We start from the raw sequence: 20,401 nt of genomic DNA on the forward strand, positions 1-20,401 counted from the left end.
CCGGCGATGCTGGAGGAGCTCCGGATCCAGGGGCTCGGCGTCATCGACGACGCCGTGCTCGACCTCGACGCGGGCCTGACCGTCGTCACCGGCGAGACCGGCGCCGGCAAGACGATGGTGGTGACCGGCCTGTCCCTGCTGCTCGGCGGGCGGGCCGATGCCGGGCTGGTTCGTCGCCAGACCGAACGCGCGGTCGTGGAGGGCAGGCTTCGGCTCGACCCTGGTTCGGCCGCGGCGCGGCGGGCCGTCGAGGCCGGCGCACAGCTCGAGGACGACACGCTGATCGTGATGCGGACCATCGGCCGCGACGGCCGGTCCCGCGCCTACGCCGGTGGTGCGGGAGTTCCCGCGGGAGTGCTCGCGGAGCTGGCAGAGGAGCTGGTCGCCCTGCACGGCCAGTCCGATCAGATGCGGCTGCTGCGCCCCTCACGGCAGCGGGAGATCCTGGACAGATACGCGGGCGCAGGTGTCCAGGAGCCACTCGCCACCTACCGGATCCGTTACTCAAGGCTCGCCGAGGTCGAAGCCGAGCTGTCCACTCTGGTCGCGCGGGCCCGCGACCGCGCCCAGGAGGCCGACCTGTTGCGGTTCGGGCTGGCGGAGATCGAGGCGGCCGACCCACAGCCGGGGGAGGACAAGGCGTTGTCGGTGGAGGAGGAACGCCTCGCGCACTCGGACTCGCTGCGAGCCGCCGCGTCCCAGGCACAGTCCGCCCTCACCGGAGACGAGGACGTGACCGGAGCGCCGGTCGACGCGCTGTCGCAGGTGGCAAGCGCGCGGAAGGCGCTCACCGCGGCCGGAGTGCACGACCCCGAGCTCGCGGGGGTGGCCGACCGACTGGCAGAGGCGGCCGCGCTGCTGGCCGACGCGGGCTCCGACCTGGCGTCCTACGCCGTCGGAGTGGACACCGACCCGGCACGGCTGCAGGCCATCGGTGAACGGCGGGCGATCCTCGGTGCGCTCACCCGCAAGTACGGCGACACGATCGACGACGTCCTCGCATGGTCGCGCAGATCGGCGATCCGGCTGGCGGAGCTGGACGGATCCGACGACACGATCAGCGCCCTCAAGGCCGAACGCCGGAAGCTGGCGACCGAACTCGGCACGCTTGCCCACGAGGTGAGTTCGGCACGCACGGCAGCCGCCGAGCGCCTCGGCGCCGCCGTCACCACCGAGCTGGGCGCACTCGCCATGCCGCACGCCGTGCTCACTGCCGATGTGTCCCAGACCGAGGTGCGCACCTCCGAGGTGCCGGAGCGGCGTTCGGCGGAGGAGCGACGGCCGACCCGGAGCAGACGGGGTGCGACCCAGCCGGACAACGGAACCCCATCCGGCACGGACGCCGAGGCCGGCCCGGTCGACCAGCGGGCTCTGCTGGTCGACGGCCGATGGCTGGCGTACGGCGCGCACGGCGTCGACGAGATCGAGCTGCGGCTACGACCGCACCCAGGCGCTCCCGCCCGTGCGGTCCAGCGAGGTGCGTCCGGCGGGGAGCTCTCCCGGGTGATGCTCGCGGTCGAGGTGGTCTTCGCCGGCGTGGACGGCGTACCCACGTTCGTGTTCGACGAGGTGGACGCCGGCGTGGGCGGCCGGGCCGCGGTGGAGATCGGCCGCCGGTTGGCCCGGCTCGCGGTCAACGCGCAGGTCGTGGTGGTCACCCACCTTCCGCAGGTGGCCGCGTTCGCCGATCGGCACTACGTCGTACGCAAGAGTGACGACGGTTCGGTGACCCGCAGCGGGCTCACCTGGCTGGACGACGAGGGCCGGGTGGCGGAGCTCGCCCGGATGCTCGCCGGTCTGGACGGGTCCGCCAGCGCACAGGCGCATGCGGAGGAACTCCTCGCCACCGCGGCCCAGGCGCGCGCGGACGCGGCCAAACCTCCCGCGAGGAAGTCCGCGAGGAAGAAGGCCGTCGCAGCCAGCGCGACCGCAGAGGCCCTGCGAGGGAACGCGAAGGACGCCAAGGTTGTCGGCGGTGACGCGAACGAATCCGGAGGCGCCGCCAAGGCCGCGCGGGACGACACCAGGCAAACCAGGGCCCGTCAGCAAAGCAAGGCCGCTGAGCAAAGCAAGGCCGCTGAGCAAAGCAAGGCCCGACAGCGAACCAAGGACCCCGAGCCGGCCGATGCCAGTGAGGTCGCGAAAGGTGGCCAGAACGCTGCGGGCGGCAGGACGAGGAAGGCCACGAGGGCCGGCAGGTCTCGCGGTGGAGAGGCCTGAAGCTCGCGGTGGAGAGGCCTGAAATGTGTTCGTGGCACCCGCCGGGATCACGTCGGAGTGGACCACGGTAAGCGGGTCGATGTCGCGTACCTGTGCCGACGGTCAGGCCGGCAGCAGGTGCCCGTAGCGGTGTCACCGCACTGCGCCACGCCCACAGCACAACATGCGCCCACTGGACATGCTCGCGTGGCAGTATCTGGACTGCGATGAGACTACCTACTTTGCGCCGTCCACGACCGGTGGCCTTGCCCGGTGTCGTCGGTGTCGCTCGACTCGACTCGCGGACGAAGAACCTCACCAAGCGGCTTCGTCCCGGTGACATCGCCGTCATCAACCATGTCGACCTCGACCGGGTGAGCGCGGAGGCACTGGTCTCCGCTCAGGTCGCCGCTGTCGTCAACGCCGCGCCGTCGATCAGCGGGCGCTATCCCAACCTCGGCCCGGGAATCCTGATGGCTGCCGGGATCCCACTGGTCGACGACGTGGGCGCCGACGTCTTCGCGAAGGTCGGCGAGGGGGACGCGGTACGCCTGCACGGTGCGAGCCTGTACCGCGGCGACACCGAGGTCGCCCTCGGGTCGGAACAGACCCAGGAGACCGTCGCCAAGGCCACCGACGACGCACGGTCGGGGCTGGCCATCCAGCTCGAGGCCTTCGCAGCCAACACGATGGAGTACCTCCGGCGCGATCGCGACCTGCTGCTGGACGGCGTGGGGGTCCCCGACGTCAGCACCCAGATGGAGGGGCGGCACGTCCTCATCGTGGTCCGTGGCTACGACTACCGCGAGGACCTCGTCGCACTCAAGTCCTACATCCGGGAGTACCGCCCGATCCTTGTCGGGGTGGACGGCGGCGCCGACGCGCTGCTGGAGGCCCGGCTCAAGCCGGACATCATCGTCGGTGACATGGACTCGGTGTCCGACACCGCCCTGCGCTGTGGCGCCGAACTCATCGTGCACGCCTATCGTGACGGGCGCGCGCCGGGCGCGGACCGGCTCGATCGCCTCGGCCTGGAGTCGCGCGTCTTCGCCGCCACCGGCACCAGCGAGGACATCGCGATGCTGCTCGCCGACTCCAAGGGCGCAGCGCTCATCGTCGCCGTAGGCACCCACCTCTCGCTGGTGGAGTTCCTGGACAAGGGCCGCTCCGGAGCGGCCAGCATGTTCCTGACCCGGCTGCGGGTGGGCGGCAAGCTGGTCGACGCCAAGGGAGTCAGCCGGCTCTACCGTTCCCGGATCCAGACCTGGCAGATCGTGATGCTGCTGGTCGCCGGCCTGCTCGCGTTCCTGGTCGCGCTCGCGGCCACGCCCGCGGGACAGGCCTGGCTGGAGGTTGTCGGCATCCGGTGGAACGACCTGGTCTTCTGGATCCAAGGGCTCTTCACGTGATCGACTTCCGCTACTTCCTCGTCTCCATCGCCGCGATCTTCCTCGCCCTCGCGGTCGGGGTCGCGTTGGGCGCCGGCCCGCTGAAGGGCGAGCTCGACCAGCAGTTGCGGGGCACCATCTCCGCGGTGAGCAAGGAGAAGGACGGCCTCCGCAAGCAGATCGCCGACCTCCAGCAGGGCGACAAGTACCGCGACTCGTTCGCCGCCGACATCGCACCCGGCCTGGTCAAGGGGCGGCTCAGCGGCCAGAAGGTCGTGGTGGTCGCCCTGCCCAACGCCGACAACAGTGTGGTCAAGAATGTCCAGGCGAGCCTGACCAGCGCCGACGCCACGGTCACCGGCACCGTCTCGATGACCGACAAGTGGTCCGACCCGAGCCAGCGACAGTTCCTCGAGGAACTCGCCACCAGGCTGGTCACCGGTGACGTACGAATGCCGGACAACGGTTCTGCGTACGACCGGGCCGGAGTCGTGCTCGCCCGGGCACTGGTCACCCGCGACGCCAAGGCGGCGGGCCGCAGGGACAGCGCCACGCCGACCATCATGGGCGCGTTCGGGGAGGGCGACCTGGTCGACGGCGACAGCGACCTCCCGCAGGCGGACCTGGCCGTGGTGGTCGCGCCGGTGGTGCCGCCGAAGGCGAAGCCCACCTCGAACTCCGACGCCGTCCAGGCATGGGTGTCGCTCGCCCGGTCACTGGACTCCGCCAGCCGTGGTGCCGTGGTGGTCGGCGACCCGTCCTCCGCCGGTGATGGCGGCGTACTCGCCGGCCTGCGCGCGGACAAGCAGGCCCGCGGCGAGGTCTCGTCGGTCGACGTCGCCGACCTCGCCAGTGGCCAGGTGGCGGCGGTGTGGGCGCTGGCCGAACAGGCCGGCGGAGGTGTCGGCCAGTACGGCGCCGTGGGTTCGACCGACGGGGCGCTGCCCAAGCAGCCGACCGCCGGCTCATGACCGGCTCACCCGCCGAAGGACTCCGGGCGGGCCGGCGGACACCGCGCGCTTCGCGGCGCGGACTTCGGCCGCCCTCCCGCACCCGCGAGGCCGCCGCGCGGCTCGTCGTCGCGACCGGGGCCGCGTTCGCCGCTCGGCAGGCGTTCCGGCGCGTTCAGCCGCGCACGGGCGACGGTGGCGACGATCAGGCCGATCGCTGGAGCCGCACCAACCATCGCGGTGAACAGGTCAGCATGCTGCTCGGCCCGGCCGCTGTCGCCGGGACCCTCGCGGCCACCATGGCGATGCCCGGCCTCACGCCGGCAGAACGCCTGGCCGCGGCGGCCGCGGTCGTCGGCAGCGGTGCGGTCGGCGCCTACGACGACCTGACCGGTACACCGACGGCCAAGGGGCTGCGTGGTCACCTGGGCGCGCTGCGGCGCGGCGTGATCACCAGCGGGGCGGTCAAGGTCGCCGGCATCGGCGCGAGCGGGGTTCTCGCCGCGGCGCTGCTCGGCCGCGCCCGCGGACCCCGGACGGGCGTGGTGACGGTCCTCACCGACGGCGCGCTGGTCGCCGCGTCCGCCAACCTCGTCAACCTCCTGGACCTTCGGCCCGGACGTGCACTGAAGGTCGTACTCGCTCCGGCGCCCTTCCTCCTGACCTCGGCCGGTCCCGTGCTGGCGGCACCGGTCGGAGCGGCGGCCGGTCTGCTGGCCGACGACCTCGCCGAGATCGGCATGCTCGGCGACTGCGGTGCCAACGCGCTCGGCGCCGGGCTCGGTGTGGCCATGGCCGCGAGGCTTCCCCGGCCCGCCCGGCTGGCGGTTCTCGCCGGGCTGGTCGGGCTGACCCTCGCCTCCGAACGGGTATCGTTCACCGCCGTGATCGACCGACACGCGCCGCTGCGCCGACTGGACGAGTTCGGCCGCCGCCCGCCGCGCCGATGACCACGGCGCGGGAGCCCACGGCGGCTCGCCCGCGCGCAGGGGGGACGGGCCTGGCCCGCGCGGCCGTGCTGGTCGCCGCGGTCACCGTCGCCGCCCGGGTGGTGGGGTTCGGCCGGTGGCTGCTCTTCTCCAAGACCGTCGGCGACACCTGTCTGGGCGACGCGTACAACACCGCGAACCAGTTGCCGAACGTCGCCTTCGAGATCGTCGCCGGCGGGGCGCTGGCCTCGGTGGTCGTTCCGTTGCTGGCGGGTCGCACCTCCCGGGCCGCGGCCGGCGACGCGGCCCGCACGCTGTCGGCACTGCTGACGTGGACGCTGCTCGTTCTCACCCCTGTGGCCGTCCTGGCGGCGGCACTGGCCGGTCCGTACGCCCACCTCATGCTGGCCGGCCACGCCGCCGGTGCCGGCTGCGGCGAAGCCACCGCCGACCTCGCGGGCCGGATGCTGGTGATCTTCGCACCGCAGCTGTGGTTCTACGGCGTGGCTGTCGTGGTCTCCGGTGCCCTGCAGGCACAGCGCAGGTTCCTGGCCGCCGCACTCGCCCCGCTGGCGAGCAGCGTGGTGGTGGTCGCGGCGTACGCGGGGTTCGCGGTCGTCGCCGGTGGCTCGCTCGGCGCGCAGGCGGTCTCCGGCCGTGCGGTGGCCGTGCTCGCGGGCGGCACCTCGCTCGGGGTGGTGGCGATGGCCCTCACCGTGCTCGTGGCGTTCACGCGGGTGAAGGGGCCTGTCGCACCGATCCGGCCGACGTTGCGGTTCCCACCCGGTGTCGCGGCGCGCGCTCGCCGGCTGGCGGTAGCCGGGATGCTCGCCCTGGTCGCCCAGCAACTCGTCGCGCTGGTGCTCACCTGGCTGGCCAACCACCGCGGCGAGCCGGGGACGCTGACCCTCTACACCTGGGCGTACGCGCTGTTCACCCTGCCGTACGCGGTGCTCGTGGTCCCGGTCGCGACCACGGTCTTCCCGCACGCGGCGGCGCTGGCCTCGACCGACCGGCCCGCGGCGCCGAGCACGCCCGACCCGCCCGCGCCGGCAGATGCACCGGGGGAGGCCGATGCGACCGAGCTGAGCCGGCTCACCGCCGGTGCGGTCCGGGCGGTGGTTCTGCTCGGGGCGCTCGGCGGTGCCCTGCTCGCCGGGACGTCGGCTCCGCTGGCCAGGCTGTTCGTCCTCGGACCCGGCGGCGGCGACGCGACGTCGGCTCTGGCCGGTGCCCTCGTCGCGTTCGCTCCGGCGGTTCCCGCGCTCGGGCTGGTGACCCTGGCCGGCCGGCTGCTCTACGCCCGCGGGAATTCCGCCTGGGCGGCGTGGGGAACGACGTCCGGGTGGCTGGCTGTCGCCGCCACCGCGGTCGCCGCCACCGCGGGCCTGCCGGCGTCGGCCACCGTCGGTGGTCTGGGCGCGGCCACGTCGGTCGGGTTGGTCCTGGGCACCGTCGTGCTGCTCGGCGGGGTACGCCGCGCGACCGGACCCGGATCGCTGCGCGGACTCGGCCTGTCGGTGCTCGCGGGTAGCGTCGCCGCGACGGCTTCGGCGGCGGCCGGCCGGTGGACGGGACGGGGGTTCGCGGACGGTGACATCGTGCGTGCGGTGACGGGGGCGATGGTGGCCGGGCTGGCGGTGGTGACGGTGTTCGCCGTGCTCGTGGGCCTGCTCATGGCAGTGGTCGATCGTGAGGACCTGTTGTCGGTGTTCCGGCGGATCGGCGGGCGACGGTGAGGGCACCGCGCATCGCCCTGGTGCTCGGGCCGAGCACGGGCGGCATCGGGCAACACGTCCGCTCCCTCGCCGTTCGGCTGGTCGAGTCCGGCCACACCGTCCGGATCGCCGGGCCGGCCGCAACCGATCGCCGGTTCGGGTTCGGCCGGGTGGCGCAGTTCGTGCCCCTGGACGTCCCGGCGCCCGGTTCGGTCCGGAGGGGGCGAGCCGTCCTGGCAGGCGCCGACGTGATCCATGCGCACGGGCACGCCGCCTCGGTGGTCGCGGCGCTGGCCGGCCGGCGTTCGGTGCCACTGGTGGTCAGCTGGCACAACAACGTCTCGGCCACCGGCTGGCGGCGGCTGCCCCTGCACCTGGCCCGCCGGTGGGTCGTCCGCCGGGCGACGGTCGTGCTCGCCGCCTCGGCCGACCTGGCCGAGGCGGCCGTCGGCCTGGGTGCCCGCGACGCCCGGTTCCTGTCGGTGTCCGCGCCGGCGCTCGCTCCTCCCGGCCGCGGCCGGGATGAGGTACGCAGGTCGCTCGGGCTCGCGGCCAGGCCGCTGATCCTGGCGGTGGGCAGGCTCGCCCCGCAGAAGCGGTACGACGTACTCCTCGACGCCGTGGTCCGGCTGCTCGACCGGGACGCGCTTCCGCCGCTGGTGCTGGTCGCCGGCGAAGGTCCCCTGCACGCGGAGCTGGCCGAACGCATCGAACGCGAGCGGCTGCCGGTCCGGCTGGCCGGGCACCGCACCGACGTCGCGGAGCTCCTCACCGCGGCCGACGTCGCCGTACTCACCAGCCGGTGGGAGGCCCGGGCGCTGGTGGCGCAGGAGGCCCTGCGGTCCGGCGTCCCCCTCGTCGCCACCGCGGTGGGCGGTATACCCGACCTGGTGGGTTCGGCGGCCCTGCTGGTCCCACCGGACGATCCCGGTGCGGTGGCCGCCGCGCTCGCGGAGGTCCTTGATCGACCGGAGGTCGCGGCGCGACTGCGTGCGGCCGGCCCGCGACAGGCCGCCACCTGGCCGGACGAGGACGAGACGGCGCGGGAGATCGCCAAGATCTACCAGGAGGCCGTCACACCCGGATGACCCGGGCATCCACGGCCGATCCACCGCGTCCCGCCTCGTCCCACCGTGTCCCGTCGCGGATCCAGCCCTGTCTCAACCGTGTCCCAGTCGTGTCCCCGGGCAGGTCCCCAGGCGTGTCCGGGTGTCACCGCCGGGGTGTAACGTCCGACCATCCGCCCGGTCCCGCGGACCGGCGTGGTGTGTGGCGGGCCGATCGGCTGTTGCTAGGCTGAAAGCCCGTGGACATGCTGGATTCCGCCCGGGTTTCCGGCCCCGACCGACCACGGGGAGTAGCTTTGGCCGCCTCTTCGCCCACCAGGCACGTGTTCGTCACAGGGGGCGTCGCCTCCTCTCTCGGCAAGGGCCTCACCGCCTCCAGCCTCGGCAATCTGCTGAAGGCACGCGGGTTGCGGGTCACCATGCAGAAGCTCGACCCCTATCTCAACGTCGATCCCGGCACCATGAACCCGTTCCAGCACGGTGAGGTGTTCGTCACCAACGACGGGACCGAGGCCGACCTCGACATCGGCCACTACGAGCGGTTCCTGGACGTCGACCTCGGCCGCAGCGCGAACGTCACCACCGGCCAGGTCTACTCCAGCGTGATCGCCAAGGAGCGCCGCGGCGACTACCTCGGGGACACCGTCCAGGTCATCCCGCACATCACCAACGAGATCAAGGCCCGGATCCGGGGGATGGCGGGCCCCGGCATCGACGTCGTGATCACCGAGATCGGCGGCACGGTCGGCGACATCGAGTCGCTGCCGTTCCTGGAGGCGGCCCGGCAGGTACGCCACGACGTGGGCCGCGACAACGTGTTCTTCCTGCACGTGTCCCTGGTGCCCTACCTCGGGCCGTCCGGCGAGCTGAAGACCAAGCCGACCCAGCACTCCGTCGCGGCCCTGCGCAGCATCGGTATCCAGCCCGACGCGATCGTCTGCCGGTGCAACCGCGAGCTTCCGCCCAACGTCAAGCGGAAGATCTCGTTGATGTGCGACGTCGACGAGGAAGCCGTCATCGAGAATCCCGACGTGCCGAGCATCTACGACCTTCCCAAGGTCCTGCACGGCGGAGGTCTGGACGCCTACGTCGTACGCCGGCTGAACCTCCCGTTCCGCGACGTCGACTGGACCGAGTGGGACGAGCTGCTGCGCCGGGTCCACCACCCCGCCGACGAGGTGACGGTCGCCCTGGTCGGCAAGTACATCGACCTGCCCGACGCCTACCTCTCGGTGACCGAGGCGTTGCGTGCCGGCGGTTTCCAGCACGACACCCGGGTCAACATCCGCTGGGTGCCCTCCGACGAGTGCACGACGCGGGAGGGCGCGGCCCGCCATCTCGCCGACGTGGACGCGGTGTGCATTCCCGGCGGGTTCGGAGTACGCGGTGTCGAGGGCAAGGTCGGCGCGGCGGCCTACGCCCGCGAACACCAGCTGCCGACCCTGGGCCTGTGTCTCGGCCTGCAGTGCATGGTCGTCGACGTGGCCCGCAATCTCGCCGGCCTGGACGACGCCAACTCCAGCGAGTTCGAGGCCACCTGCGCCCACCCGGTGGTGGCCACGATGGAGGAGCAGCGCGAGATCGTGGCCGGGTCCGGTGACCTCGGCGGCACGATGCGGCTCGGGCTGTATCCCGCGAAGCTCGCCGAGGACTCGCTGGTGCGCCGGGCCTACGCCGAGCCGTACGTCGAGGAACGCCACCGGCACCGTTACGAGGTCAACAACACCTACCGCACGCAGCTGGAGGAGGCCGGCCTGGTCATTTCCGGCACGTCGCCGGACGGCCGGCTGGTGGAGTTCGTCGAGCTGCGCCGCGACCTTCATCCGTACTACGTCGCCACCCAGGCCCACCCCGAGCTGCGGTCCCGGCCGACCCGCCCGCACCCGTTGTTCACCGGACTGGTCGAGGCCGCGCTGGCCCGCCAGCGGGAGATGCAGCTCCCGGTCGGCGACCTCGGGCTGGTCTACGCCGAGGACGCCGACGGCATGGCCACCGGGCGGCAGGAGTCCGCGGACTCGGCCGGGGCCGGTTCGCTCACGGCGGCCGACGCCGATCCCGACGCCGACGGTGCCGACCTGGCCGAGACCTCCGGTGAGGCCGACGGGACGCACGGAGCGGTGCCGCTCCGGCAGCGGGACGGCTGGCTGCGCACGGGAGTACGCCGGTGAGCGGTGCGACGGTGGACGGCAGGTTCGGTAACCAGAACGCCGACGGAGCCCCTCCACGCGACGTACCCGAGCGCTGGCCGGTCGCCTCCTCGTCGTACACCCTGAGCACCGGCCGGGTGATCGCCGTCCGGAAGGACGTCGTCGACGGCGGCGACGGCCGGGAGTTCACCCGCGACGTCGTGGTGCACTCCGGTGCGGTCGGCATCATCGCCATGGACGACCGCGACCGGATGCTGCTGGTGCATCAGTACCGCCATCCGGTCGGCCACCGCCTCTTCGAGCCTCCCGCGGGGCTGCTCGACGTGGAGGGGGAGGACTACCTCGCCGCTGCCCAGCGGGAGCTGTACGAGGAGGGGCACGTCCGGGCCCGCGACTGGCGGGTGCTGGTGGACGCCTTCACCTCGCCTGGGATGACCACCGAGTCGCTGCGCATCTACCTCGCCCGCGGCCTGTCGGAGGTGCCGCACGACGAGCGGCACAACGGCGTCGACGAGGAGGCGGACATGACCGTCTCCTGGACGCCGCTGGCCGACGTCGTGGCGGGGGTGCTGGCCGGCGACCTGCACAATCCCTCACTGGTGATGGGTGCGCTGGCGGCCTGGGCGGCCCGCAACGGCGCCGGCTTCGACGCGCTCCGCCCGGCCGACGCGCCGTGGCCGGCCCGCGAGGCGGTGCCCTACGAGCCGCTTCGGCCGACGTAGGTCCAGAAGTCCCGCATCACCGGCGGCGCCACCGGGCTGTCCATCGCCACCTGAGTGAGCAACAGCGAGATCGTGCCGCTCGCGGGGGAGATGTACGCAGCCGTTCCGCTGCCGCCGGTCCATCCGTAGCGGCCGGGTTCGTTCCACGGCCGGGTGGGCGCGAGGTCGACCGATCCGCCGTAGCCCCAGCCCTGTCCGTCCAGGAACAGCTCGCCGATTTCGCGTTGTCCTGCACTCAGGTGGTCTGTCGTCATCCGGCGTACGGACTCCGCCGTCAGCACCCGGCGGCCCTCGTGCGTGCCGCCCGCAAGCAGCATCCGTGCGAAGCGGAGCCAGTCGCCGGCGGTGCCGGCCAGGCCGCCGGCGCCGGACGGGAAGGCCGGCAGGCTGCTCCACTGTCCGTCCGGAGCGTCCGCGAGCACCAGCCCGCCCCCGTCGGGGTCCCTGCGGTACATGCTGGTGAACCGCCCCCGCTTGCCGGCCGGAACCTCGAACGCCGTGTCGGCCATGCCGAGCGGCTCGAACAGCCGCTCGGCCAGGAACTCCGGAAACGACTGGCCGGTGACCCGGCCGATCAGCACGCCCTGCAGGTCCGAGCAGGTGTTGTAGAGCCACGCCTCGCCCGGCTGGTAGAGCAGCGGGACGCAGGACAGCGCCGCCAGCCAGGCGTCCGGGGCCTCGACGTGCTGCGGGTCGAGCCCGCTCTTCTGAATGTCGAAGATCAGCCCGATCGCCGGCAGGGTGAAGTCGGACGGGAATCCCCAGCCGGCCCGGGAGCTGAGCAGGTGCTCGACGGTGATCGGCCGCACGGCCGGCACCACGTCGTCGACCGGACTGCCCGGCGTGCGCACCACCTTCGGTTCGGCGAGCTCGGGCAGCCACTTGGCGATCGGGTCGTCCAGGCCCAGCCGGCCGTCCTCCAGGAGCACCATCATGGCGGCGGCCGTGATCTGTTTGGTCAGCGAGGCGAGCCGGAAGATCGAGTCCCGCGTCATCGGTGCGGTGCCCTCGACGTCGATCGAGCCGGCGACCGCCGACTCCGGATCGTCGCCCCGGACCACGACGGCCACGGCGCCCGGCACCGTGCCCTCGCGGACGTGCGTACTCAGCAGGTCACTCAGGTCGTTCAGGTCGTTCAGCTCGGTCATCGGTCTGGTCCGCCTTCTCCTGGCTCGGTGGCCGCGGGCCGCCGGTCGGTCGCGACGCTGGGAGGAAGACTGCTCCGGCCACCGGAACTCATCGGCGCCGACACTCCGGCGGCGGCGGTCGGCGGTCGGTGCGCGAACTCCGGCGACCTGGACGACCGAGTCAGTTCTGCGCGGTGGGGCGGACGACGATGTCGCCCACGTCGACGTTGGCGGGCTGCTCGAGGGCGAAGGCGACCGCACGGGCGATGGCGTCCGGCGGAATCGCGATGTCGCCCATGCGGTCGAGGACCTGAGCCCGCATCTCCGGCGCCATCGAGTCAGAGAACTCCGTGCGGGTGACGCCCGGCGAGACGACCGTGACCCGCAGGTTGGCACCGGCCTCCTGGCGCAGGCCCTCGGAGATGGTGCGGACCGCGTTCTTGGTACCGGCATAGACCGACTGCTGCGGCACGATGCGCAGCCCGGCCGTGGAGACGATGTTCACGAAGTGCCCGAAGCCCTGCTCCCGGAAGACCGGCAGTGCGGCGGCGATTCCGTACAGGACGCCCTTGAGGTTGACGTCGATCATCTCCTCCCAGTCCTCGACCCGCAGGTCGTCCAGGGGGGAGATCAGGCCGACGCCGGCGTTGCTGACGAGGGCGTCGATCCTGCCGTACCGGTCGCGGGCCAGCCCGACCAGACCGGCCACGTCCTCCCGGCGCTTCACGTCCGTGCGTACGTAGGCGGCCTGGCCGCCGGCATTCTCGATGCGGGCGGCCAGCGTCTCCAGACGCTCCGGCCGACGAGCGCCGAGCACCACCGTCGCCCCCCGCTCGGCCAGCAGCAGTGCGGTCGCCTCTCCGATCCCGCTGCTGGCGCCCGTGATCACCGCGACCCTGCCTTCGATTCCCGACACGACATCCTCCGAAAGTGGAATGAGCGCAGCACACCACCTAAAGTGGAGGCTCCGCCGGTTAGGTTCACCCTAAGTGGACGCGCCTCCACTTTGCAAACGGGACGAGGGAGCGAGCCGTCGATGGCACGGGACACGGAACGCCCACTGAGGGCCGACGCCCAGCGCAACCGGGACAGGATCCTGGCCGCAGCGGTGCGGGTGTTCACCGAAGAGGGGCTCGACGCCCACTTCGAGCGGATCGCCCGGGAGGCGGGAGTGGGGACCGGCACGCTCTACCGCAACTTCCCCACCCGGGAGATCCTGATCGAGGCGGCCTACCGCAACGAGGTGGCGCGGCTGTGCGATGCCGTCCCCGATCTGCTGGCGACGATGCCGCCACGGGAGGCCCTGCGCGCCTGGATGGGGCGTTTCATCGACTACGCCACCGCCAAGCTCGGCATGGCCGACGCCCTGCGCGCGGTCGTCGCCTCAGGAGCCGACCCCTACGGCCACAGCCGTGACCTGATCCAGACCGCGCTCTCCACCCTCATGGAAGCGGGCGCCGCCGCCGGCGCGCTGCGCTCGGACATCCACCCGACCGACATGTTCGCCGCACTCGCCGGCATCGCCCTCACGTCGGCGAAGCCCGAGCAACGAGACCAGGCCGAACGCCTTCTCGACCTCACCATGGACGGGCTGAGGCCCGCACCGTCACAGGCGCCCGACGGCTGACAGGCGTCAGTACCGTCGTCGAGCCGCGGTCAGGAGCGGATGGTGCCGCCGCTGCGCCGGCACCACCTTTCGCCCACGGACTCAGTGGGAGCGGCCGTCGTCGAGCACGGTGATGGACAACAGAATTCCGGCGTAGTCGGTGGTCGGGAAGTACAGGTGTCCGTCCGCGTCGGCGAACTTGAAGTGCGCCACGGACGTGCCCGGGATGATGTGCGCCTTGCAGGGAACGCTGATGTCGACCTCCTCGCCGGGCTCGGTGTCCGGGATCGGGGTCAGCCGCGGGGTGGCCACCTGCCCGGCCGCGACCAGGGTGCCCAGCCGCATCAGGTACCGCTCGACCCACCGGACCGAACCGGCGTTGCGGAGCCGCCAGGTCTTGGTGAACGTCTGCGAGGGACGCATCAGGGTGCCGTCGGGAATGGTGACGTCGGCGACCCACTCGCTGCGGTCTCCGGGTATCGGCCGTTCCGGCGCCGGACGCCTCGGCGCGCGGCGCTGCGGCGAGGTGAGGCGCCGGTGCCGCTCCTCGTACCGCATGTCCTCGTAGTAGGCGTTGAGAATGTTGTTCGCGTTCAGCACGGTGTCCCAGGTGTGCACGAGGGCCTCGCCTGGTATCTGGACGCCGCGTTCGGCCTGCCCGATCGTGGTGACCGAGCAGCCGGACCGGGCCGCCATCGCGGCCAGCCCGAGTTCGTTGATGTGCCGGAGCTCGCGCAGTTGCGCACCGAAGCGTTCCTTCGCGTTCGTCGGCAGCGGCAACGGCTTCTCCGGCCGGCCACGGTGGCCCGCCATCCCATCCCCCCGGTGGAATTGATTAGATCTCGCCGCATAAATACACCCCGATCTACGGTTACGTCCATCGGGTGTGTGGGGTGGGGACTGCTACGACACCCGATGGGGGGAGAGGGTGGGCCCGGCCGGCGGCCGGGCCCCCGCCCACCGGCCGGGACCCCGCCGGGGTACGGACGTACGGTAGGTCGGCATGACCGACACCACACCAGCCGCGCCTGCCGCGCCGGCAGCACCAGCCACCACGGCAGCAGGCACAGCCCCGGCCGCCGGCGGCGTCGACCTGACCGGCCGGACGGCCGTGGTCACCGGTGGCGCCAGCGGAATCGGTCGAGCCTGCGTCCACCGGCTCGCCCGGGCAGGCGCACGCGTGGTCGTGCTGGACCTCGACGCCGACGGTGCCGCGGCGGTGGCCGCGGAGGTGGGCGGACAGTCGCACCCGGTCGACCTCGGCGATCCGGCCGCGCTGGACGCTCTCGACGAACTGGACGCGCTCCGCGGGGCCGACATCCTGGTCAACAACGCCGGCCTGCAACACGTCGCGCCGGTGGAGGAGTTCCCGGTGGAGAAGTTCGCGCTGATCCAGCGGGTGATGCTGGAGGCGCCGTTCCGGCTGGCGCGGCTGGTGCTGCCCGGCATGTACGAGCGGGGGTGGGGACGGCTGGTGCACGTCTCCTCCGCACACGGCCAGCGGGCCTCGGCGTACAAGTCGGCCTACGTCGCGGCCAAGCACGGACTGGAGGGCCTGTCGAAGGTGCTCGCGCTGGAGGCGGCCGGGCGTGGTGTCACGTCCAACACGATCTGCCCGGGGTACGTCCGGACACCGCTGGTGGAAAAGCAGCTCGCCGCGCAGGCGCAGGCGCACGGCGTGGGGGAGGAGCAGGTGCTGGAGGACGTGCTCCTGGCCCGCACACCGCTCAAGCGCCTGGTCGAACCCGACGAGGTGGCCGAGCTGGTGGCGTTCGTGTGCGGACCCGCGACCACGTCCCTGACCGGCGCCGCGCTCACCCTCGACGGCGGCTGGACCGCTTCCTGACGAGGGCGGCGTGTCCGCGTGGCGGCGCCTGGAAACCTCAGCAAAACAAGGTGATCCGCCCCACCAGCGGGCGTAGGGTTCCCGGATGTCCCCGCGTCCTGAGGTGCTGCTGCGTCCGCTCGAGCTGACGGACTGGCCGGCCGTCCACTCCTGGTCCGGCCCGCCCGAGACCTGCCGCTACCAGGCATGGGGACCCGACTCACCGGCCGAGGCGGAGGCGTTCGTACGCGGTGCGGTCGACGCCTGGTCTGACTTGCCCTTGCTGCGGGAGTCGTACGCCGCGCTGGTCGACGGTGAGGTGCTCGGCATGGGTGTGCTCGAGGTCGGTCCGCGGGCGCGCCACCGGCAGGGCGAGATCTCCTACGCCGTGCACCCGCGGGTGTGGCGCAAAGGCGTGGGTACGGCAATCGGCGGGGCCCTGCTGCGGATCGGCTTCGCCGAGCGCGGCCAGCACCGGATCGCCGCCACCTGCGACCCGCGTAACACCGGCTCCGCGGCACTCCTGCGCCGGCTCGGCATGACCTACGAGGGCAGGCTCCGCCACACCATGCTGCTGCGCGACGGGTGGCGGGACTCCGAGACGTTCGGCATCCTCGAGGACGAGTGGCGCGGGACGCCGCGGACCGCGGCCCGCGCCGACACGGCCCAGCGGGTCTTTCTCTAGGTCTGGCCCGCAGGACAGACCTAGATGTCGCGGAAGGACTCGATCTGCGCGCCGAGCTGGTTGAGCCGTTCGGCGAGGTCCTCGTACCCACGGTTGATGACGTAGATGTTGCGCAGCACCGACGTGCCCTTGGCGGCCAGCATCGCCAGCAGGATGCACACCGCGGGGCGCAGCGCCGGCGGGCAGATGACCTCGGTGCCCGACCAGTGGGTCGGCCCGTCGACGTAGATCCGGTGCGGGTCGGCCAGCCGGACCCGGCCGCCGAGCTTGTTCAGCTCGGTGAGGTGGATCGCGCGGTTCTCGTACACCCAGTCGTGGATCAGCGTGGTGCCGTTGGCCGCCGCGGCGATCACCGCGAAGAACGGCACGTTGTCGATGTTCAGCCCGGGGAACGGCATCGGGTGGATCTTGTCGATCGGTGCGTGCAGCGTGGACGGGAAGACCGTCACGTCGACCAGCCGGGTCCGGCCGTTGTGGGAGGCGTACTCCTCGCTGCGGGTGAAGTGCAGGCCCATCTCGGCGAGCTGGGCCAGCTCGATCTCCATGAACTCGATCGGGACCCGCCGGACGGTGAGCTCGGAGGAGGTGGCGATCGCCGCGGTGATCAGGCTCATCGCCTCGATCGGGTCCTCCGAGGGCGCGTAGTCGACGTCGCGGTCGATGGCCGGCACCCCGTGCACGGTGAGCGTGGTGGTGCCGACGCCGTCGATGCGGACGCCGAGCTCGGCCAGGTAGAAGCAGAGGTCCTGGACCATGTAGTTGGGGCTGGCGTTGCGGATGACGGTGACGCCGTCGTGGCGGGCCGCGGCGAGCAGGGCGTTCTCGGTCACCGTGTCGCCGCGCTCGGTCAGCACGATCGAACCGGGGGAGACGGTGCGGTCGACCTCGGCGTTGTAGAACCCGGAGGTCGCCTTGACCTCCAGGCCGAACTTCCGCAACGCGACCATGTGCGGCTCGACCGTCCGGGTGCCGAGGTCGCAGCCACCGGCGTACGGCAGCTGGAAACGGTCCTCGCGGTGCATCAGCGGGCCGAGGAACATCAGCACGCTGCGGGTGCGCCGGGCGGCGGCGACGTCCATGCCGTCCAGGTCGAGGGTGGCCGGCGGGACGATCTCCAGGTCGTTGTTCTCGTTCAGCCAGCGGGTGCGGACGCCGATGCTGTGCAGCACCTCGAGGATGCGGTTGACCTCCTCGATCCGGGCCACCTGGCGCAGCGTCGTGCGGCCGTGGTTGAGCAGGGACGCGCACAGCAGGGCCACGCAGGCGTTCTTGCTGGTCTTGACGTCGATGCTGCCGGACAGCTGCCGCCCGCCGACCACCCGCAGGTGCATCGGACCGGACGTGCCGAGCGACACGATCTCGCTGTCGAGGGCGTCGCCGATGCGAGCAAGCATCTCCAGGCTGAGGTTCTGGTGGCCGCGCTCGATCCGGTTGATCGCGCTCTGACTGGTGCCCAACGTCTCGGCGAGCTGGGCCTGCGTCCAGCCGCGATGCTGGCGTGCGTCCCGGATCAGGGTGCCGATGCGGCGTAGGTAGTCCTCGGTCATGGGGCGAGACCGTATCTCACATGTGGTGTCGTCGCACGCCGGGTGGCGGCGTGTCGCGGTATGAACTGCCTCACGCCGGACCGTCGATTGCGGCTCATGATGTCACTGGCCGTCAGCGGTCACGTCTCATCCGGACCCGGTGAACCCGGGTCCGGTGGCCGGGCGTAACGCGCCGACCGCGCGCTCCACGTCGTCCTCGGTGGAGTAGAGGTGGAACGATACGCGCACCCGGCCGTTGCGCAAGCCGGCTCGGATCCCGGCCGCCGCCAGCCGCTCCTCGGCGCGCGGCACCTCGACCGACACGATCGCGGAGTCGCCCGGGGGCAGGCCGAGTCCCTCCCGGAAGCGGTTCGCCAGCCCGACGTCGTGGGCGTGTACGCGGTCCACGCCGACGGCCAGCACCAGGTCCAGGGCCGGCGCGGCGCCGACGTAGCAGAACCACGCGGGCGAGATGTCGAACCTCCGCGCGTCCGGGGCCAGCCGCAGCGGCGGGCCGTAGAAGGACGACGCCACTTCATCGCCGGCGAACCAACCGGCCTGGATCGGGCGCAGCCGCTCACGCACCGAAGGCGCGAAGTAGCCGAACGCCGCACCGCGCGGCGCCATCAGCCACTTGTACGCCGAGGCCACCACCACGTCGGCGCGGGTCCAATCCCGCGGCAGCCAGCCGGCCGCCTGGCTGGCGTCCACGACCACCAGCGCACCGGCGTCGTGGGCCACCTCGACCAGCCGGTCGAAGTCGGCCACCTGCCCGGTCGCGGACTGGACCGCGCTGAACGCGACCACCGTCGTACGCCGGTCGACGGCCTGGACGAGCTCGTCCACCGGCACGGTCACCACCTCCACGCCCCGGTCGGCGTGCACCAGCCACGGGAACAGGTTGGAGGTGAACTCCACGTCCGGCACCACCACCCGTGAGCCCGCCGGGAGGGCCGCGGCCACCGGGGCCAGCAGGCCGGAGGTCGTACTCCCGATCGCGACGTCCGCGGCGGGGGCGCCGACCAGCCGGGCGAACGCCTCCCGGGCCCGCTGGGTGGCGTCGAACCACGGCTGGGAGCCGGTGGTGCCGTGCCGCCAGCCCGCCAGCGCCTCCTGCAGCGCGTCCCAGGCCGGGCGGGGCGGCAGGCCGAAACTGGCGGTGTTCAGCCAGCCCGGCTCGGCGTCGAACAGGTCCTGGGCGGCGGCGAGGTCCATCGCCCCATCCTGCCCGGGATCGGCGGCGATCCGCGCCACGCCTGTGGACGGAGCGCCCGGCCCGCCCCGCCAGGTTTACACTCGCCCCGCCGCGACAGGTGCGCCCCGCCCGGTCCGCGGCGTACAGGCGGTACGGCAACGACGCCGTGCCGCGCGAGCCAGCGGAAGGCAACGAGCGACCGTGAAGATCGGTGTCCCCAAGGAAGTCAAGACCCACGAGTACCGTGTCGCGCTGACCCCGGCGGGTGCGCACGAACTGGTCCGCCACGGTCACCACGTGGTGGTCGAACGCGGGGCGGGGGAGGGGTCGTCGATCCCGGACCAGGAGTTCGAGCGGGCCGGCGCCAAGATCATCGAGACCGCCGACGACGTGTGGGCCGAGAGCGATCTCGTCCTCAAGGTCAAGGAGCCGATCGCCTCGGAGTACTCCCGGCTGCGCAAGGGCCAGGTGCTCTTCACCTACCTCCACCTCGCGGCGTCCAGGCAGCTCACCACCGCGCTGCTGGAGTCCGGGACCACCGCGATCGCGTACGAGACGGTGCAGTTGCCCGACGGCTCGCTCCCGCTGCTGGCGCCGATGAGCGAGGTCGCCGGCCGGCTGGCGCCGCAGGTCGGTGCGTACCACCTGATGAGCCAGGGCGGCGGCCGCGGCATCCTGATGGGCGGCGTCTCCGGCGTGTACGCCGCGAAGGTCGTGGTGATCGGTGCCGGCGTGTCCGGGCTGAACGCCGCCGCCATCGCGCTCGGCATGCAGGCCGAGGTCCTGCTGCTGGACAAGAACATCGAACGCCTCCGCCAGGCCGACCGGGTCTACCGCGGCCACCTGCAGACGGTGGCGTCCAACGCCTACGAGGTGGAACGGGCCGTCCTGGACGCCGACCTGGTGATCGGCGCGGTCCTCGTCCCGGGCGCCAAGGCGCCGACGCTGGTCACCACCGAGCAGGTGTCCCGGATGAAGCCGGGCAGCGTGCTGGTCGACATCTCCATCGACCAGGGCGGCTGCTTCGAGGACTCCCGGCCCACCACGCACGACGAGCCCACCTACCGCGTGCACGACTCGGTTTTCTACTGCGTGGCGAACATGCCCGGCGCGGTGCCGCACACCTCGACGTACGCCCTGACCAACGTCACGCTGCCCTACGTGCTCGAGCTCGCCGACCGGGGATGGCAGGAGGCCAGCCGGGCCGACCTCGCCCTCGGCCTGGGGCTGAACACCCACGAGGGGCACCTGGTCAACGCACCCGTCGCGGAGGCGCACGGACTACCGCACACCGACTTCGCCGCGGTGGTGGCCTGA

At 72.3% G+C, this 20,401-nt stretch carries 17 protein-coding genes; 12 read left to right on the forward strand and 5 right to left on the reverse strand.

Annotated features, from left to right (window positions below; all coding sequences use genetic code 11):
- The first annotated feature begins 6 nt into the window (after positions 1–6).
- The 8 genes from recN (at position 7) to FHR37_RS10295 (ending at position 11,120) form a co-directional block, all read left to right on the forward strand.
- Positions 7–2,220: a DNA repair protein RecN gene (gene recN, locus FHR37_RS10260; protein ID WP_092884628.1), complete on the forward strand. Its 2,214-nt coding sequence runs from the start codon at positions 7–9 to the stop codon at positions 2,218–2,220.
- 221 nt (positions 2,221–2,441) lie between these two features.
- Positions 2,442–3,608 (forward strand): putative cytokinetic ring protein SteA, encoded by a 1,167-nt coding sequence (steA, locus tag FHR37_RS10265; RefSeq protein WP_237768881.1) that lies wholly within the window; start codon positions 2,442–2,444, stop codon positions 3,606–3,608.
- Positions 3,605–4,558: a copper transporter gene (locus FHR37_RS10270; protein WP_175542591.1), complete on the forward strand. Its 954-nt coding sequence runs from the start codon at positions 3,605–3,607 to the stop codon at positions 4,556–4,558. The genes steA and FHR37_RS10270 overlap by 4 nt, the downstream gene beginning before the upstream one ends.
- Positions 4,555–5,487, forward strand: coding sequence for a hypothetical protein (locus tag FHR37_RS10275; RefSeq protein ID WP_175542590.1), 933 nt, complete (start codon positions 4,555–4,557; stop codon positions 5,485–5,487). Before FHR37_RS10270 ends, FHR37_RS10275 begins: the two co-directional genes overlap by 4 nt.
- The gene (locus tag FHR37_RS10280) at positions 5,484–7,205 is read left to right on the forward strand and encodes a lipid II flippase MurJ (protein ID WP_092884539.1); all 1,722 of its coding nucleotides are present in this window, start codon (positions 5,484–5,486) and stop codon (positions 7,203–7,205) included. Before FHR37_RS10275 ends, FHR37_RS10280 begins: the two co-directional genes overlap by 4 nt.
- Entirely contained in the window at positions 7,202–8,272 is a 1,071-nt protein-coding gene (locus FHR37_RS10285; RefSeq protein ID WP_092884537.1) for a glycosyltransferase family 4 protein, read from the forward strand. The genes FHR37_RS10280 and FHR37_RS10285 overlap by 4 nt, the downstream gene beginning before the upstream one ends.
- A 275-nt stretch (positions 8,273–8,547) precedes the next feature.
- Positions 8,548–10,419 (forward strand): CTP synthase, encoded by a 1,872-nt coding sequence (locus FHR37_RS10290; RefSeq protein WP_237768880.1) that lies wholly within the window; start codon positions 8,548–8,550, stop codon positions 10,417–10,419.
- A gap of 11 nt (positions 10,420–10,430) precedes the next feature.
- Positions 10,431–11,120 (forward strand): NUDIX domain-containing protein, encoded by a 690-nt coding sequence (locus FHR37_RS10295; RefSeq protein WP_092884626.1) that lies wholly within the window; start codon positions 10,431–10,433, stop codon positions 11,118–11,120.
- Here the strand turns inward: FHR37_RS10295 and FHR37_RS10300 are convergent.
- Entirely contained in the window at positions 11,096–12,268 is a 1,173-nt protein-coding gene (locus tag FHR37_RS10300) for a serine hydrolase domain-containing protein (RefSeq protein ID WP_092884535.1), read from the reverse strand. The two genes, FHR37_RS10295 and FHR37_RS10300, sit on opposite strands and share 25 nt — an antisense overlap.
- Before the next feature lie 160 nt (positions 12,269–12,428).
- Complete coding sequence (locus FHR37_RS10305; protein ID WP_092884533.1) at positions 12,429–13,163, reverse strand: SDR family oxidoreductase; 735 nt, start codon at positions 13,161–13,163, stop codon at positions 12,429–12,431.
- Between the two features lie 120 nt (positions 13,164–13,283).
- Here FHR37_RS10305 and FHR37_RS10310 point away from each other — a divergent pair, with 120 nt between their 5' ends.
- Positions 13,284–13,874: a TetR/AcrR family transcriptional regulator gene (locus FHR37_RS10310; RefSeq protein ID WP_092884531.1), complete on the forward strand. Its 591-nt coding sequence runs from the start codon at positions 13,284–13,286 to the stop codon at positions 13,872–13,874.
- Between the two features lie 81 nt (positions 13,875–13,955).
- Here FHR37_RS10310 and FHR37_RS10315 read toward each other — a convergent pair whose 3' ends face one another.
- Entirely contained in the window at positions 13,956–14,666 is a 711-nt protein-coding gene (locus FHR37_RS10315; RefSeq protein WP_092884529.1) for an NBR1-Ig-like domain-containing protein, read from the reverse strand.
- A gap of 190 nt (positions 14,667–14,856) precedes the next feature.
- On the opposite strand from FHR37_RS10315, the gene FHR37_RS10320 reads away from it, so the two are divergent.
- Together FHR37_RS10320 and FHR37_RS10325 are read left to right on the forward strand one after the other, a co-directional pair.
- Positions 14,857–15,699: a 3-hydroxybutyrate dehydrogenase gene (locus FHR37_RS10320; RefSeq protein ID WP_092884527.1), complete on the forward strand. Its 843-nt coding sequence runs from the start codon at positions 14,857–14,859 to the stop codon at positions 15,697–15,699.
- Between the two features lie 85 nt (positions 15,700–15,784).
- Complete coding sequence (locus FHR37_RS10325; protein WP_092884525.1) at positions 15,785–16,363, forward strand: GNAT family N-acetyltransferase; 579 nt, start codon at positions 15,785–15,787, stop codon at positions 16,361–16,363.
- Positions 16,364–16,383: 20 nt separating this feature from the next.
- Here the strand turns inward: FHR37_RS10325 and FHR37_RS10330 are convergent, their stop codons facing one another.
- Both FHR37_RS10330 and FHR37_RS10335 read right to left on the reverse strand, forming a co-directional pair.
- Positions 16,384–17,910, reverse strand: coding sequence for a helix-turn-helix domain-containing protein (locus FHR37_RS10330; protein ID WP_092884523.1), 1,527 nt, complete (start codon positions 17,908–17,910; stop codon positions 16,384–16,386).
- A 126-nt stretch (positions 17,911–18,036) separates the two neighbouring features.
- Entirely contained in the window at positions 18,037–19,104 is a 1,068-nt protein-coding gene (locus FHR37_RS10335; protein WP_092884521.1) for an aminotransferase class V-fold PLP-dependent enzyme, read from the reverse strand.
- Between the two features lie 181 nt (positions 19,105–19,285).
- Between FHR37_RS10335 and ald the strand changes: the two genes are divergently transcribed.
- Positions 19,286–20,401 carry an alanine dehydrogenase gene (gene ald / locus FHR37_RS10340; RefSeq protein ID WP_092884519.1) on the forward strand — a complete coding sequence of 372 codons (1,116 nt, stop codon included), beginning with the start codon at positions 19,286–19,288 and terminating at the stop codon, positions 20,399–20,401.

This window comes from Actinopolymorpha cephalotaxi (assembly GCF_013408535.1).
Lineage (GTDB): Bacteria > Actinomycetota > Actinomycetes > Propionibacteriales > Actinopolymorphaceae > Actinopolymorpha > Actinopolymorpha cephalotaxi.